Here is a 16,592-nt window from a genome sequence, read left to right on the forward strand (position 1 = left end):
GAGATAATATGTCCAAACAAATGCTTGGATACAGTGCCAGGCTTCCCCAGTTATTACACTGACTCCCTGTTAGAAATGACCACCCTCAAACACAGTGTTGGTCTGACTGAGTATTGGACTTCGCGCTATTTTGGACGCTTATCCACCAACACTGCCGAAACAGGTTACGGTTAGTTGTGTACTTCTAACTTCCTATGGCTTCCTTCAGACCCCACCGTTAGCCAGTGACGCCCTTGCCATTCGGATTATCTTCCCCTCAATCAGGGTGATCTCACTTTCTTGCAAGTGAGCGGGTTTGCCAGCTTTGCTGGGCAAACAAAAAACCCCTGAAAACAGTCATTCTCAGGGGTTTTAAAATATTAAAAATAAATTCAGCCATTAACGGGAGTGACTTTATCTATTTATTTACGTTGTAATTTTTGTGTTTGATGATTGTTTATTTTGTTGTTCACCTTCTTTATTATCACGCTCATTAGTTTCGACTTGCTCTAACCACAAACCGTTAATAATGCCTAATGAACATGCTAATAAAACACCTAAAATCCATGCAAAATACCACATAATAAACTCCTAATTAATACGCTGAATGTTTGTTTTTTTTCATATGGGCAATCCCAATACGTCCAAACATTTTTAAATAAGCAAACCCTGTATATAGCAGAATGATTGGTATAAAGATCGCCGCTGCAATGGTCATAATATTTAATGTGAATTCACTTGAAACAGCATCCCATACCGTCAAACTTGCACTTGGGTCTAGGCTAGAAGGCATGATGAACGGGAACATGCTGAGTCCACAGGTCAATAACACACCAATAATACCTACACTAGTGCAAGTAAATGCGCTGCCGCTATAATCTTTTTTACTAGCAAACCAAGCCAATAATGGGAATAACAAACCAACAGCAGGTGCGATCATCGCGAGTGGATATTTCTCATAGTTCGCTAACCATGCACCAGATTCTGTTACCGCTGTTTTAAGTAATGGATTGGCTGGACCGTTGTTATCAATCATTGACGTCAGTACATAACCGTCAACCCCTTTTGCTAACCACAAACCTAATATTGCAAATAAACTAACAACAAGAGGTGCAACAATGAGACTCACCATTCTCGCCCGCTCGCGGATTTCCGCCTCTGTTTTCATTTGTAACCAAGTAGAACCTTGTAATACAAACAATAACAACGTAAATACACCCACTAATAAAGCAAATGGATTTAACAACCCAAAGAAGCTACCGTGATATGTTGAGCGTAAAAACTCATCTAAAGTAAAAGGCACACCTTGTAATAGATTACCAAAAGCAACACCAAACATGATTGGAGGCACAGCACTACCAATGAAAATGCCCCAGTCAAAAGTACTACGCCAGCGTGTATCGGCAATTTTACTGCGATAATCAAAACCGACCGGTCTAAAAAACAGTGCAAATAAAGTCAACATCATCGCAACATAGAAACCGGAAAATGCAGTTGCATAAACCGCTGGCCATGCGGCAAAAATTGCCCCTGCGGCTAACACTAACCAAACCTGGTTACCTTCCCAATGTGGCGCAATACTATTAATCATAATTCGACGATCTTGATCTGTTTTACCTATTACAGGAAGCAATGCACCCACGCCCATATCAAAACCATCGGTTATAACAAAACCAATCAACAGCACGCTGATCAATCCCCACCAAATGACTTTTAACGTTTCGTAATCAAACATAATTTATCCTTATCCTTGCTTGTTTTCGAGTTGTTCAAAATGGTAACGTCCAGTTTTTAAACTACTTGGACCTAAGCGTGCAAAACGGAACATCAAGAACATTTCAACGGCCAACAGTACGGTATAAAACGATGCAATAGAGATAATACTGAACCAAACTTGCTCTACTGAAACAGACGATGTCCCCATGTGAGTTGGTAATATTTCAGCAATCGCCCAAGGCTGACGACCATATTCAGCAACAAACCAACCTGCTTCAATCGCAATCCAAGGGAGTGGCAGACTGTACAGGCAAATACGGTGGAATATTTTATTTTGGCCAATTTTATTTCTCGCTGATTGATAAAAGGCGAATAAGAAAATAAACAACATAGCAATACCACTGCCGACCATGATTCGAAATGACCAGAACATAGGTGTGACACCTGGAATACTGTCATCCACTGCCATTTTAATTTGCTCTTCCGTTGCATCAACAACATTAGGTGCAAACCTTTTTAACAATAAGCCATAACCTAAGTCCTCTTTGACTTGATTAAAGGCTTCAACATTTTCTGGCGTATCATCTCCAGCTTTTATTTTTTCTAATAACGAATAAGCCACCATACCAGTTCGAATACGAGTATCATGTTCTGCCATCAGGTCTTTTAAACCCGTTACTTCTTCGTCAATAGAACGAGTAGCAATAATACCTAATGCATAAGGTATTTTGAGTGCATAATCCGTACGTTGCTCTTCTTGATTAGGTAATCCAATGAGAGTGAAAGAAGCAGGAGCTGGATGTGTTTCCCATTCCGATTCTATTGCAGCAAGCTTAACTTTTTGTATATCACCGACTTCATATCCACTTTCATCACCTAGAATGATCGTAGACAAGATCCCTGCAGTACCAAACGCAGCAGCAATGGCAAACGAGCGCTTAGCAAATGCAATATCACGCCCTTTTAATAAATAATATGAACTAATTGCTAATACAAACATGGCACCGGCAACATAACCAGAAGCCACCGTATGTACGAACTTAACTTGTGCAACTGGGTTAAATACAAGGTCAACAAAGCTGTTCATTTCCATACGCATGGTTTCATAGTTAAACTCTGCACCAACCGGGTTTTGCATCCAAGCGTTGGCAATCAAAATCCATAATGCCGACATACTTGAACCAAAAGCGACTAAGAACGTAGCAGCTAAATGCTGTAACTTAGAAAGCCTATCCCAGCCAAAAAAGAATAAACCAACAAAGGTCGATTCTAAAAAGAAGGCCATCATGCCTTCAATAGCCAGCGGAGCACCAAACACATCTCCCACATAATGCGAATAATAAGCCCAGTTAGTACCAAACTGGAATTCCATTGTAAGACCAGTAGCAACCCCAAGTGCAAAGTTAATACCAAATAACTTGCCCCAGAACTTAGTCATGTCTTTGTAGATTTCTTTGCTAGTCATCACATAAAGTGACTCCATGATCAGCAACATCCAAGCTAACCCAAGGGTTAAAGGCACAAATAAAAAGTGATACATCGCGGTCATCGCAAATTGAAACCGGGATAGATCAACTAGATCGTCCATTGTATTCTCCTAAGCTTATAAGTTATTAATGTGTAAAATTATTAATGTATAAATTTTATGGTGGTAAATTTTTGCTTATTAAGCTGAGCTATAAAAACCGCTTAATGTCTAAATTAGTATTTAAGAAACAGCGCATTAACCGCTATTTAGTCGATTATGTATTGAAATAACAGAACGAATGTAAGAGAAAAAGAGAGTATAAAAAACATTATTTAAAACAGCATTGCTGAATATTGTGCAAGATTGGCTAGCTGCTCTCATTGATGCACTAAAAAAAACGAAAATTAAAATAGAAAAATAGGATCGGTTAAGCGTTATAAAAGCCACTTTTTTAGTTATTAATGCAGCGGTTAATTTTCTAATCAAAGGGATAGAAAAAATTCTATTTTGAGGCAAAATATTTTTAAGCATTTTCCACGACCTTTAAAATTAACACACTAAAAATAAATATCAGGCTAGCTTGTTAAGTTAATGTAACAACAATAGCTCAACACATCAATCCATTAACCAAGCTGCAACATGCAAGCAACACTGCTTTAACATCAATAACTTACAAAGTTAAGTACGTTATTTATACTGTTTATATTGATCTCGATCAAGCTAAAAGTGTGATCATGAATAAATAAATAAGAATTGTGAAATAGGCATAGGAAACGACAGGAAGCATTAAAGTAACCTGCATATTAATATTGATTTAATCGATTTCAATATGCAGATAAAAGTAGGTGATGAATTAAGACATTGATCTATATTGCAGGTTTATCGAAACCAAAATGTAAGTAGGTACGATTAGTAGCAATTCGTCCTCGTGGAGTACGTTGTAAAAAACCTTGTTGAATCAAATAAGGTTCTAACACATCTTCAATGGTTTCTTTTTCTTCACCAATCGCTGCCGCTAAGTTATCTAAGCCTACAGGACCACCTTGAAAAGTGTCTAGAATCGCCATTAATAATTTACGGTCCATATAATCGAAACCTTCGTTATCAACCTCTAACATGTCTAAGGCTTGTTTCGCTATGTCGTCATTGATCACAGCGGCTTTTTTAACTTGGGCAAAGTCTCGAACTCGGCGTAACAAACGATTTGCAATACGTGGTGTTCCACGCGAACGACGTGCAACTTCAACAGCCCCCAACTCGTCCATCACTAATTGTAAATGTGAAGCACTGCGCATAACTATTTTGGTTAATGATTTGAGGTCATAATATTCTAAACGTTGCACAATACCAAAACGGTCACGCAGCGGAGAAGTCAATGAACCCGCACGCGTTGTTGCACCGATCAGGGTAAATGGCGGCAAATCTAACTTAATAGAGCGAGCTGCAGGGCCCTCACCAATCATGATATCTAACTGGTAATCTTCCATCGCAGGATAGAGGATCTCTTCAACCACCGGGCTCAAACGATGTATTTCATCAATAAATAACACATCATTTTCTTCAAGATTAGTTAATAGTGCCGCTAAATCGCCTGCTTTTTCTAAAATAGGCCCGGAGGTGGTTTTAATATTAACTTTAAGTTCATTAGCAACAATATGCGATAAAGTGGTTTTACCTAAGCCTGGCGGGCCAAAAATAAGTAAATGATCTAACGCTTCATCACGCTGTCGAGCAGCTTCAATGAAAATTTCCATTTGTGCATTCACTTGCGGCTGACCTTCATAATCCGCTAATAATTTAGGACGAATGGCTCGGTCTATTAAATTATCATCGATCTTTTGCGTACCGGAAATAAGGCGATCTTCTTCAATCATGAATTACTCTGTTAGTGATTAAGATAAAATAATGGCTAAGCTAAAAAACGATTAACAGTGACTATTAAAACTAGCTGTTAATAATAAACAATAGTTAAAAAGATAATAGACGGGTAGCGAAGGTATTTACATCATATTTTTTAACGAACTACGAATAAGTGCCTCACAATCCATCCCCTCTTGGTAAACTTGTTGAATAGTTTTTTCTGCCACTGCCGGTTTATACCCTAGTGCGATTAAGGCACTGATTGCTTCATCTTTTGCATTACCACTAACAAAGGTACTTTCAAAGTCATTGGTGAGTGATAATCTATCGGATTCTGGTGTTAATAAATCAGAACCACCCCAGTTTTTGAGACGATCTTTCATTTCGACCACTAAACGCTCAGCCGTTTTTTTACCAACACCCGGTAACTTAACTAAAGTAGTGACGGCATCATTATTAATACACTGCACAAATTGGTTTGCTGACATTCCTGATAAAATAGCCAAAGCTAATTTTGGCCCGACACCATTCACTTTGATTAACTCTCGAAACATCGCTCTTTCATGTTTATCGGCAAAGCCATAAAGCAATTGTGCATCTTCTCTGACCACAAAATGTGTATAAACTACTGCTTCCTCACCAACCGCGGGTAAAGGGTAAAAGGAGCTCATTGGTAATTGTATTTCGTAACCAACACCTGATACGTCTAATAATATCTCAGGGGGTTGTTTTTCTAATAAAATACCACGTAACAATCCAATCATGCTGTTCCCTGCTTTTTAATTAATGAATAAATTAAGAAACCCAAGCATAAAAAACAACTGACTAAATATCCAGTGTTTTTTTATGCTTGTTGCTTTATTTAAACCATTTAATTAATTTATTCTCAAAAACAAACACGACGATACCAAACCAGATACAAGCAAAGGTAAACATTTTAATAAAAGAGATCGGTTCATCGTAGACAAGTACAGCAAACAAAAATAATAATGAAGGTGCTAAATATTGGAAAAAACCTAGTGTTGAAAGGGGTAAACGTAAAGCCGCTTGACCAAAAAAGATCAACGGTAATGCGGTCACTACGCCAGCAAGCATTAACCATAAATTCAGTGACCATGTGTTAAGGAGTAGATTTGAAGTATCGCTGTCTGTCATTGCCATTAAATAAAAAGCCGCTACAGGTAAAACCACCATGGTTTCAATGAATAAACCAGTGATTGCTTTTACTTTAACTTTTTTACGCAATAAACCGTAAAAAGCAAAACTGATTGGCAGTACTAATGATACCCAAGGTAATTCGCCTACTTGCCAAGCCTGCGCACTTACCCCAATAAAAGCTAATAAAACAGCAAACCACTTAATACGAGATAAGCGCTCACTTAAAAAAACTAACCCCAGCATCACATTTATAATTGGGTTAATAAAATAGCCTAAACTCGCTTCTAACATTTTTCCGTTGTTAATAGCCCAAATAAAAACAAGCCAATTACAGCTGATCAGCAACGAGGTTATGGTTAATACCAACAGACTTTTATAATTACACGCAACTTCTAAAACATTAGGCCAATGTTTTAAATAAGTAATAAATAAAGCAGTAACAACAACCGACCAAATAACACGATGCGAGAGAATTTCGTAAACAGGAATAAACCCTAAGTACTTAAAATAAACAGGTGCAAATCCCCACATTAAATAAGCACCTAGTGCGTATAGAATACCAACCTGTAATTCAGATAGTTTGTTCATATTTTCTCGATCATAAGCAGTTAAACCTCAAATACAGGGAGTCTAATGTTAGATAAAAGTTAAAAATAGAGTGTTAACAATTAACGGAAACGACCTCGGACGGTTTTTTTCACTTGCCCTGCCATTGCAACTAAAGATTGCGCGGTATGAGCATGACAAATGGCCACTGCTAACCCATCCGCAGCATCAGCCTGCGGGCGACCAGATAAATGCAGTATTTGCATCACCATCGATTGCACTTGCTCTTTTGAAGCCGCTCCGGTGCCTACTACTGCTTGCTTAATTTGCCTTGCTGAATATTCACACACGTATAAATCAGACTGAGTAGCTGCAACCATCGCCGCCCCTCTTGCTTGACCTAGCTTTAATGCTGAATCTGGGTTCTTGGCCATAAACACTTGTTCGATAGCAAACTCAGAAGGGTTATATTGCTGGATGATTTCAGCAATACCATTAAAAATCATGTTTAACTTAGGTGCAAGCGTATCGCCTTTAGTGCGAATACAACCACTGGCTAAATAAATACATTGATTGCCTTTTTGCTGGATAACACCATATCCAGTGATCCTAGACCCAGGATCAATGCCCAAAATAATACTCAACGCTATGCCACCTTTTATGATCACTTATTATAATTATTTGTCGATTAAACTTGAAATGAAGTCGCCCATCACAAAAGTTATCACACAGCTATAAACTTTCTTAGCCATTACTGACTATGAGACCTTTTTCATTCACAGAGGTAATAAAAACAGCAAACATAGTGACTGAAGCGACGTCAAATATCCACTTAAAAAAGGCAGAAACAAAATAAGCTGGCCTCCAATCAAAAGGCTTTAAAAAATAACAATTTAAAGACTAAAGAATAAAGAGTTCGTTTACGTTTTTTTAAAAAAATGCTGTTCTAAAAATCGATTACGTAATGCCGGCACATTTTTTTCGGCTGATAAGACAAAATCAATAAAAGCTTTAGCGATAGGCGATAAATGCTTACTCTCATGGTGAACTAAATACCAACTTCTAACAAGTGGAAACCCTTCGACCTTTAGTTCGACCAATATTCCTGTCGCTAACTCTAACGTAACACTATGCCTAGAAACCACTGAAATACCTAAATCTGCCATAACAGCTTGTTTAATTGTCTCGCTATTACCAAGTGTCATATTAACCTTTAGCGGCACGTTTTTGTCTTTTAAAAATTGTTCGAATGCTTTACGTGTCCCCGACCCCTTTTCTCGATGTATAAAGGCATGCTCTGATAACTCTGATAATGGAATGTGCTTACATTTAGCTAAAGCATGTTGCGGACTGGCGATTAAAATAATAGGATTATCCACAAAAGGATATTTAGTTAATGCCATTGTTTCAGGGATCAACCCCATGATCACTAAGTCATCTTTATTTTCATGCAACCGTTGAATGATTTGCTCTCGATTAACAATATCAAGATGAAAGTTAACTTTTGGGTGTAATTTATGAAAGGCACCTAATAAATGTGGCGTAAAGTATTTAGCACTGGTCACAGCAGATAAACAAAAATCACCAGCTAACTCCCCTTTTAAACCACTTAATGTCATATCGATATTATCAAAACTAATAAATAACTCATCACAGAATACCTTCAACTCTTTACCCGCAGGCGTCAGGAATAACGTTTTGCCTATCTTTTCAAATAGGAATATATCCAAATTATTTTCTAACTGTTTTAATTGGATGCTAACCGCAGGTTGCGATAAACCGAGCTTATCTGCCGCTTTGGTATAATTCATAGAAATAGCGACTTGACGAAAAACTTTTAATTGATGGAGGGTAGCGCGCATATCAGATCATTAACCTTTGTTTATGATAAAAATAAAATTTATTAATTTTTATTAATGTAATTTATCCTCTATTATCAGCTTTATGTCAATAATAAGGAAAATCCTATGTCTGCTGCTGATAAATTAATTGCAGGATACCAACGCTTTCGTGAAGGTTACTATCAAAAAAACCAAGCTCAATTATTTAAATTAGCTGAAGAAGGCCAATCCCCGAAAATAGCAATTGTGAGCTGTTCTGATTCTCGTGTTGACCCGACCATTATATTAGATTGCGAGCCCGGCGATTTATTCGTTATCCGTAACGTGGCTAATTTAGTTCCCCCCTGTGAGGATACCGACAATTTTCACGGTACCAGTGCGGCATTAGAATTCGCCGTCACAGACCTTGAAGTTGAAAGTATTATTGTTTTAGGACACACCCAATGTGGCGGTATTAAAGCATTGATGGATAGCGCAGGGAAGAAAGTCGATAAAAGCTTTATCTCAAAGTGGATGTTACAACTAGAGCATGTTCGCGATGATATTATTGCGGATACTGAATTAAAGGATCAAGCAAGTCGCTACAGTTGTTGTGAGCAAAAAGGGGTTAAGCAATCACTAGATAATTTAATGACGTTCCCATGGATAAAAAAACGTGTGCAAGCAGGTACATTAAAATTACACGGTTGGCGCTATGACCTTTACAGCTCTCAATTATGTGCTTTAGATGAAAAAAGCGGAGAGTTTATTCGTATCAGCTAATGCCAATAAACCTTTACTACACTGTTGGTTTTGCTTTAAATAAAGAGCTGTTAATACAGCTCTTTTAAAATGACGACAATGGTTTTCTGCAATAAAAGACAGACGGTTATTAATCGTCGTAACCATATTCACTATCAGAGTCATAATCATCACTGCTAGTATTTATATATAATCCGTCTTCTAACTCTTCAAAGCCGCTCGGCATTTGCACTACAAATTCATCAGCATCGACATCAAAAGTGGCAACCACTTCAGGTAACTCATCGGTCTCGACATGAATAAAACGATATTGCTCTCCTGATTGATTGGCATCTTCCCAAATAAAATCATCGGCATCTAACGTGTATTCTTCTTCTGTATCTTCATTACGAAGTGCATAAAACCCCATTAACGACATAACTACTCCTTCTTAAATTAACAACTCTTTTAAAATAAACTAACAATACTAAATGGCAATTTTATGGCACTAATATCAACTATCATGCTTACCATTCATTAAAGTATTCCGTGCGCTACATTTTGTCAAAACCCAATTAGGATTAAATTAAACCTGACATGTCATTTATATACAATATTCAATAAATTAACTGATTTGGAACGTTTGTTTTGTTAAAAACTTAAGTCTCCGTTCATCTCATCAGTTAATCCGTCACCTTCCCTCTCAGCGCTTTATTATTACCAACTCGTTTCTTATCATCAACACGACGCTTTTTAGCATTGCGAGATGGCTTAGTTGCTTTTCGTGATTTTTGGATCTTCACTGCACTCAAAATAAGTTCTTTTAATCTTACTAACGCTTCTTCTCTATTTTTTTCCTGAGTACGATGTACCTGTGCTTTTAATATAATAACGCCATCTTCAGTCACACGATGATCAGATAATGCTAACAAACGCTGTTTATAAAAATCAGGCAAAGTAGAGCTTTTAATATCAAAACGTAAATGTATTGCCGAGTTAACTTTATTAACATTTTGTCCACCAGCACCTTGTGCTCTAATGGCCGTTAATTGTAATTGCCAGTCTGCAATTTCTACTCCAGCAGATATTTGTAATGACATTACACATTTTCTCCTTTACTTGGGTCTAAATAATGCTTTTGATAGATCTCTGCAGGCATACTCGCAATTTGAAAATCGATCATTTTATTAAATGAATTTAATAAGGGAGTAAATTTATTTTCATCATTTTCTAACTCTGATAATAAATAATACCCAGCTTCCACAGTGGATAAACCATCTTCTCGGGGTGACTTTCTAATACGATAAGTACTTTTCCCTGCGACATTAATCATCACTTTAGGCAAAGCTTGTAAAAAAGGGTTATTCATCAAAAGCTTATAAGCTTTTTTCCAACTTCCATCTAGTAGTATAAACTGCGTATTCACATCTATTTGCTGACTTTCCTGTAATGTTGGCAGCGAAAGAGCTTGATCATCAGGAAAGACTAAAAAAGTATTATCAAGATCAAAGTCAGTGGGGTCAAACAGATCACCCGTGCTCAGTTTTACTCGCGATAAAGATAAGTCTAAAATTCGAGCTGTTCCAATGGCTTTATTTTGCTCACTTGGGTCTTGCAAAATATGCAAAAAGTGTTGATTATCAAGCGCACAAATAGAGGCACAAATACACGCAGACAATGCTTTATTGCATTGACAGCAAATTGCTCTTTTACTCATTTAATGTTTCAACTTCTTTTAAGGTTTTATTAATGCGTTCAGTCTTGTTTAACAACGCTATTATTTTGACACTCTGCTTGTTGGTCTTTTTTTTACAACCAGATAGCCATCAATGGTTTGCATATTATCACAGCGGCATTGAAAAGGGCCAATGGTGGCGTTTACTAACGGCACATATTTGCCACACGAACGGTTACCACTTTTTACTTAACGCTGTTGGGTTAGTGGTAGTGAGTACTTTATTTTTAGAAACGTTTAAAAAAATCTCTTTGTTAGCAGCATCGCTCTTTAGCGCCCTTTTTATTAGTACCTGCTTATTTTTATTAGAACCGGACTTACAATGGTATGTAGGTTTATCAGGGGTATTGCATGCAATATTTGCAATCGGGGTTTGCGATGAATTAAAAAAAGCAGACAAATGGGGCCTTATTTTGGCGGTAGGCTTTCTAATTAAAATTGCCTTTGAACAGTTCAACGGCCCTTCACTTATGACCGAATCATTAATTGCCGCCACAGTATTAGTAAATGCTCACTTGTATGGCGCGATTGCAGGCATTCTATATTTTTTAATGATGCCGTTCTGGAAAAAATGCTCATTACGGCAAAATAATGCTAAAAATAGTGTTAAAAGTAACAAATAATAGGCAAACAATAATAAGAAAATAAAAGCGATAAGCGAAAACCTTTGCTTAGCAGAATGGCGTTATCATTATCTATGCTAATTATCGCTCAAATTTTATATCAAGTTAAACAAACTTAGTTGTTGTAGCTGTACGTAGGTTTTTTGAGAAACCTCTAACATACTATATTGTTCTTGATATTCACTGATCGCCGCCGCCATATCTAAGTCTTCTAAACTGGATAACGTAGTCTGAGCGGTCAAGTTAAAGTCCAATGTTGACTCACGTTGATTATCAATGGTTCTTAATCGAGCGCCCACTGAGCTTTGTGTACTCATTACGTTATCCATCGCACCATCAATTTGTAACAATGAATTGCTGAATGCACTATTACGTGCAGCCTCAGCCGTTTTATCGGTACCAGGGATGCGTAAAGCATCAATAGAGTTCTGTAGCGTTGCAAAAATATCTTTTTCTTCACTTTGGCGTAACGTAAAAGAATCCTCAGCAACTACATCTCCTTTAAGCTCAGTTTTAATGCCGTTGAATGTAATCGCTTTACCGTCTTCATAGGGTGTTGGTTCTACAAACTTGGTTAGCGCGTAACTATCACTATCATCAGGAAGACCATTAACTTCAAATTTGATACCGTTTATTTCAAAGTCTTGCGCTTCGCTATATTCATTGACAGCAGTTGCATTATAAGTTTTTAACGGAGTCGGTTGCTCATCATTAAGGGTAACATTGTAAATATTAGAACCCACCGAAGTTTCTACAAACTTAATGTCATAAGAGATATTCACATCAGGATCAACAGTTGAAATATCTGGATCAGTTAAGTCAATACTGTTAATTTTAATCGTAGCGCTGCCCGAGACAGCATTCTCTTTTAATCCATAAACAGAATACTCAGGAACGCCTGCATTATCCGAAATTGAAATGGTATAATCTTGATCTAAGAAACCACGCGCAGCGTTTGCATCTATGACATTACCTGAGCTGAGCACTCCCCCCCCTGTATTATCGCCACCAACTTCAGAAACAAAAGTACCATTGCCTTCAGCGATATTCATAAAAACACTAGATCCAGAATCATTACCTTGAATCGATACTCCAGAGCCTACTCTATAGTCTCGTTCACCACTGTCTCCATGATATATAACTTCACCAAACTCATTTTTTTGAAAAGGTTGCGTGTTCACGTCAAAGCCTGCGAAGATATATTGGCTATTACCATCTTTGGTATTAGCAACCCCCATCAACTCATCACGTAAATTTTCAAGCTCAACGGCAATAGCTTCTCGATTTGCCTCATTCATAGTGCCATTACTACCACTCACCATCAATTCGCGTGTTCTTTGCAAAATATTAGTACTTTGCGTTAATGCGGTATCGACCAACTTGTTAGCGGACTCGGCCATTTGCCCATTTTCAATGAATTGTTCGCCTACGGAAATATCTTGCTTTAAGCGTTGTATGGTGGCAATAGCAACTGGATCATCACTACCATGAATAACCCGTTTTTGGCTCGCCATATGCAGATTTTGGTCACTTAACTTAGATTGTTGTGACATTAATGAACTAGTATTACGCATAAAAAGCATTTGTGATGAAATTCGCATACAGCCTCTCTGATTTCCTTTTGAGCTTTACGCTCACCTATTTAATTAAAATGCAAAAATCACGCCAGAATAGCAATAAAAACTTAAAAAAAGTAAAGAGGGTAATTTAATGATTATACGAAGGATTAAAAAGGATCACCGTATAAATAACGGATACTGCTACTTTGAAAAGAGTTAAAAAATAAAGTTACCTTTTAAAGAACGGCTTCAAATAGACTATATTAGCACTATCATCCAATATGCAAAAACAGCACTTGGATGATAACGAGATATTATCGTGCCGCCTGTAAAATAGTGTCAAATAATTCACTGGCAATGGTGATAACACGTGCAGCTGCGCTATAGTGTTGTTGATACATTAGTAGGTTTGCAGCTTCTTCATCCATATTAACTCCACTCACCGATTGAATACGTTCAAAAGATTGATTTTTTAATATTGCTGAAGATTGCATCGCCACATCGGCGTTTGCTGTTTTAGCACCAATTTCAGAAATCATTTCACTATAAACATCTTGAAAGGTCGATTTGCCGTCATTCATTATTTTAGTATTTTGCAGATCAGACATGGCTAAAATATTTCGATTATCACCTTCGCCTGTTTCATTATAATTTAATGTAATCTCATCACCAGCAACGGCTATACCTTTTTCCATTTCTACCTTAACGCCACCAAATTCAAGTGTAGCTTTACCTGTTAAGGCGTTAATTGGAGCTGTTAACTCTGTATTGTTAATTTGATTATCATTTTTATCAAAAATATTATAAGCAACTTGGCTAGTAGTTGTATTCACTGATATTTTAATCGTTACTGGACTATCTTCATCCATATAGTTAGTGTCACCTTTATCAACAATGTCACTTACATGAAATGTTGCAGTACCAGTATTGGTATCACTAACTACCGCTTTAATTTCAGCGTCTGCAACGGCTACTTTTGTAGGGTCTGTCTCATCTAAACTTGCTTGCTGAGCGCCTAATCGCGTTGGACGTAGGGTAAATTCTTTTCCGGCCTGTAATGGCTCTGAAGTTGAAATTGAATCGATTCCAATGCTAATGCCTGCCCCAGGAATTTCAATACGCTGTCCAGTAGATGAATTACCGATTATCGTCTCCTTCGCACCCGTCGTATTGTTAGTCACTTCGAATGTAATGTCTCCTGTCCCAGTATCATAACTATCTACTATTAACGTAAATTCATCGGCAGATAATTCGCTTAAATCATCAATACGTACACTTAATGTAGCTTCACCTTTGCCATCAGCATGACTTAATACACGGCTTTTCATTGCCTGATCACTATTAATATCATTAAATAGTGCTGCACCAATCTCGCCGTCTAAGGTTTGACCTTGCTTTTGCTGTTCATTGATAGCGTGTGTTAAGCCAATCACATTCTGACCTAACTGATTAAAGGCACGCTCTATTTCATTTTCACGGGCTTCAAACAACGCACTGACTTTACCACCAAACTTACTACCATCAACCTGTGATGTTTTACCCTTATGGCTTAATGCGAGTTCTTTTCGAGCGGGATCTGGGTCGCCGTTCACCGCAACAATAGATTGAGAATGAACTCCCATCACTAAACCTTGTCCGCTACCAATAAAAATATTCACCATATCATTATCTGCTTCAAGCACGGAGACATTAACGTATTCACTTAAGGCAGTAATTGCCTGATTCCGTCTGTCCAATAAATCATTGGCGTCACCACCGCTATTCGAACCAGATACGGCAAGAATACGACCATTTAATGTCGCGATATTGTCAGCGAGTTCAGTGATCGCCGCTGCAGAATTCTCAATATCATTATTAACACCACTGTAGTGAGTTTCTAGTTGTTGATACAGAGTATTGTATTGATTGATCATATTCGATGCATCCTCAAGGAATACAGAGCGAGTCTCTATTGTATTCGGATGATCTGCGACATCACCTAATGCAGAAAATAAACTAAGAACAGACTTAGTGACAGAGGTACTTTCGTTAGAGAGTAATTTATCTAACTGGCTGGCTTGCGTATAACTCACTTCGTTATAAGCGTGAGCCGAGGTATTAATAATATTTTCTTTAAATGCAAATTGATCATAGGCACGGTCAATTCCGTTGATAATAGAACCATTTCCAATGAAGTTGGTACCTAATTTTTGTGCCTGTGCGCTGGTAACGTCAACAGTTTGACGAGAGTAGCCTTCCGTACTCACATTACTAATATTGTGACTGGTAGTAGCTAGACTTGCTTGTGAAGAATAGATCCCCGACAGTCCAATTTGAAATAAATCAGCCATTGTTATTATCTCCCGCAACAACCGATTGGAAGTTATCGCTGTTCATAATCGCTTTAATTTTATCTGCATATTGAGGATCGGTTGCATAACCCGCTTGTTGTAACTCTTCAATATAACGATCCGCGTTATCACCTTGCTGCAAAGCTTGCTCGTAGCGTTTATTGTTACTAATGAAATTCGTATAATCTTTAAAACTTTCATGTAGATTTTCGTAAACTCGAAAATTAGAACGACGCTGTACACCAACACCATCTTCAACCTCTAGACTGCTTTTATTAACGCTTTCCCCCTGCCAACTATTGTGAGATTTAATATTAAACAGATTGAAACTACTTTGCTGATTGGCAGTTTGCAGCACTTTTTTACCCCACCCGGTTTCCAATGCCGATTGAGCGACCAAAACTTCAGGTGAAATGCCTAAAGACTTAGCTGCTTTTTGCGCATAGGGTAACAATGTGGCAATAAAGGAAGATGGTGAACTAAAGTCAACTTTCTGTGCGCTAGCATTCGTATTAACATCATCAGAACTCTCCACTTTATGTTGCAATGCACTATCATTGATTTTTGTTTGCAATGAGGCTTGTAATTGATCCGGCTTTTTAAAGTCAGTAGTGTTTTCTTTTGTAGTTAAACTCATCATTTCAGGCTCTTGTTCAGGCATCATTAGTTGTTCCTGTGGCACTGACTGAGGTCGTACTATCGATGTTGGGTCTAACTGCCTAACTAACGCATCAGCCAGCCCTAGCGAACCATGACGACTGATATCAACGGCTAACTGCTTATCTTGCATATCCGTATAAAATTTTGTTTGTTGGTTATTAAAAGGGCTTTCGGTTTCAAAGGCAGCATTAGCTTCACGCATCGACTTAATTAACATCGAAGCAAACATTGACTCAAATTGATTCGCCACTTCACGGATCGTTTCTTTGTCATTAGTCTTGGTTTTTTGACGCAACTGCTCCAGCCCTTGTAGATCAAAGTAGTTACTTGCCTGTGTTACTGTTTGATTGCCCATTAACAACCCCTTTTATTACCATTACATTGATAAAGCAAAATA

Annotated in this window: 17 protein-coding genes; 2 read left to right on the forward strand and 15 right to left on the reverse strand. The window is 37.7% G+C overall.

Annotated elements, in window-relative coordinates; genetic code table 11:
• Window positions 1-405 precede the first annotated feature (405 nt).
• The 9 genes from cydX to H592_RS0109220 all read right to left on the reverse strand — a co-directional run bounded on the left by cydX (window position 406) and on the right by H592_RS0109220 (window position 8,589).
• On the reverse strand, window positions 406-561 hold the full coding sequence (cydX, locus tag H592_RS23260) for a cytochrome bd-I oxidase subunit CydX (protein WP_051369107.1): 156 nt from the start codon (window positions 559-561) through the stop codon (window positions 406-408).
• A gap of 13 nt (window positions 562-574) precedes the next feature.
• Entirely contained in the window at window positions 575-1,714 is a 1,140-nt protein-coding gene (gene cydB, locus H592_RS0109190) for a cytochrome d ubiquinol oxidase subunit II (protein ID WP_028868513.1), read from the reverse strand.
• A gap of 9 nt (window positions 1,715-1,723) precedes the next feature.
• Window positions 1,724-3,283 (reverse strand): cytochrome ubiquinol oxidase subunit I, encoded by a 1,560-nt coding sequence (locus tag H592_RS0109195; protein WP_028868514.1) that lies wholly within the window; start codon window positions 3,281-3,283, stop codon window positions 1,724-1,726.
• A 135-nt stretch (window positions 3,284-3,418) separates the two neighbouring features.
• Window positions 3,419-3,694, reverse strand: a complete 276-nt coding sequence (locus H592_RS23940) for a hypothetical protein (protein WP_156916100.1) — start codon at window positions 3,692-3,694, stop codon at window positions 3,419-3,421.
• Between the two features lie 335 nt (window positions 3,695-4,029).
• Complete coding sequence (gene ruvB / locus H592_RS0109200; RefSeq protein ID WP_028868515.1) at window positions 4,030-5,037, reverse strand: Holliday junction branch migration DNA helicase RuvB; 1,008 nt, start codon at window positions 5,035-5,037, stop codon at window positions 4,030-4,032.
• A gap of 126 nt (window positions 5,038-5,163) precedes the next feature.
• Entirely contained in the window at window positions 5,164-5,787 is a 624-nt protein-coding gene (gene ruvA, locus H592_RS0109205) for a Holliday junction branch migration protein RuvA (RefSeq protein WP_028868516.1), read from the reverse strand.
• A 94-nt stretch (window positions 5,788-5,881) separates the two neighbouring features.
• Complete coding sequence (gene rarD / locus H592_RS21915; RefSeq protein ID WP_037071455.1) at window positions 5,882-6,769, reverse strand: EamA family transporter RarD; 888 nt, start codon at window positions 6,767-6,769, stop codon at window positions 5,882-5,884.
• A gap of 80 nt (window positions 6,770-6,849) precedes the next feature.
• Window positions 6,850-7,371: a crossover junction endodeoxyribonuclease RuvC gene (gene ruvC, locus H592_RS0109215; protein WP_028868517.1), complete on the reverse strand. Its 522-nt coding sequence runs from the start codon at window positions 7,369-7,371 to the stop codon at window positions 6,850-6,852.
• Between the two features lie 276 nt (window positions 7,372-7,647).
• Entirely contained in the window at window positions 7,648-8,589 is a 942-nt protein-coding gene (locus H592_RS0109220; RefSeq protein WP_028868518.1) for a LysR family transcriptional regulator, read from the reverse strand.
• A gap of 105 nt (window positions 8,590-8,694) precedes the next feature.
• On the opposite strand from H592_RS0109220, the gene H592_RS0109225 reads away from it, so the two are divergent.
• Window positions 8,695-9,330 carry a carbonic anhydrase gene (locus H592_RS0109225; protein ID WP_028868519.1) on the forward strand — a complete coding sequence of 212 codons (636 nt, stop codon included), beginning with the start codon at window positions 8,695-8,697 and terminating at the stop codon, window positions 9,328-9,330.
• A 109-nt stretch (window positions 9,331-9,439) separates the two neighbouring features.
• Here the strand turns inward: H592_RS0109225 and H592_RS0109230 are convergent, their stop codons facing one another.
• The 3 genes from H592_RS0109230 to H592_RS0109240 all read right to left on the reverse strand — a co-directional run bounded on the left by H592_RS0109230 (window position 9,440) and on the right by H592_RS0109240 (window position 11,005).
• Window positions 9,440-9,727 (reverse strand): hypothetical protein, encoded by a 288-nt coding sequence (locus H592_RS0109230; RefSeq protein WP_028868520.1) that lies wholly within the window; start codon window positions 9,725-9,727, stop codon window positions 9,440-9,442.
• A 244-nt stretch (window positions 9,728-9,971) separates the two neighbouring features.
• Window positions 9,972-10,388: an alternative ribosome rescue aminoacyl-tRNA hydrolase ArfB gene (gene arfB / locus H592_RS0109235; protein WP_028868521.1), complete on the reverse strand. Its 417-nt coding sequence runs from the start codon at window positions 10,386-10,388 to the stop codon at window positions 9,972-9,974.
• Complete coding sequence (locus tag H592_RS0109240) at window positions 10,388-11,005, reverse strand: tRNA-uridine aminocarboxypropyltransferase (RefSeq protein WP_028868522.1); 618 nt, start codon at window positions 11,003-11,005, stop codon at window positions 10,388-10,390. Before H592_RS0109240 ends, arfB begins: the two co-directional genes overlap by 1 nt.
• Window positions 11,006-11,037: 32 nt before the next feature.
• Here H592_RS0109240 and rrtA point away from each other — a divergent pair, with 32 nt between their 5' ends.
• Complete coding sequence (gene rrtA / locus H592_RS0109245) at window positions 11,038-11,646, forward strand: rhombosortase (protein ID WP_028868523.1); 609 nt, start codon at window positions 11,038-11,040, stop codon at window positions 11,644-11,646.
• A gap of 95 nt (window positions 11,647-11,741) precedes the next feature.
• On the opposite strand, the gene flgL is transcribed toward rrtA, so the two are convergent.
• From flgL to flgJ, 3 genes are all read right to left on the reverse strand, one after another.
• Window positions 11,742-13,247, reverse strand: coding sequence for a flagellar hook-associated protein FlgL (flgL, locus tag H592_RS0109250; RefSeq protein ID WP_028868524.1), 1,506 nt, complete (start codon window positions 13,245-13,247; stop codon window positions 11,742-11,744).
• A gap of 272 nt (window positions 13,248-13,519) precedes the next feature.
• A complete protein-coding gene (flgK, locus tag H592_RS0109255; RefSeq protein ID WP_028868525.1) occupies window positions 13,520-15,535 on the reverse strand; it encodes a flagellar hook-associated protein FlgK in 2,016 nt (671 codons plus the stop codon).
• The gene (gene flgJ, locus H592_RS0109260) at window positions 15,528-16,550 is read right to left on the reverse strand and encodes a flagellar assembly peptidoglycan hydrolase FlgJ (protein WP_028868526.1); all 1,023 of its coding nucleotides are present in this window, start codon (window positions 16,548-16,550) and stop codon (window positions 15,528-15,530) included. The genes flgK and flgJ overlap by 8 nt, the downstream gene beginning before the upstream one ends.
• Window positions 16,551-16,592: the final 42 nt, after the last annotated feature.

Source organism: Psychromonas arctica DSM 14288, from assembly GCF_000482725.1.
Classification (GTDB): domain Bacteria; phylum Pseudomonadota; class Gammaproteobacteria; order Enterobacterales; family Psychromonadaceae; genus Psychromonas; species Psychromonas arctica.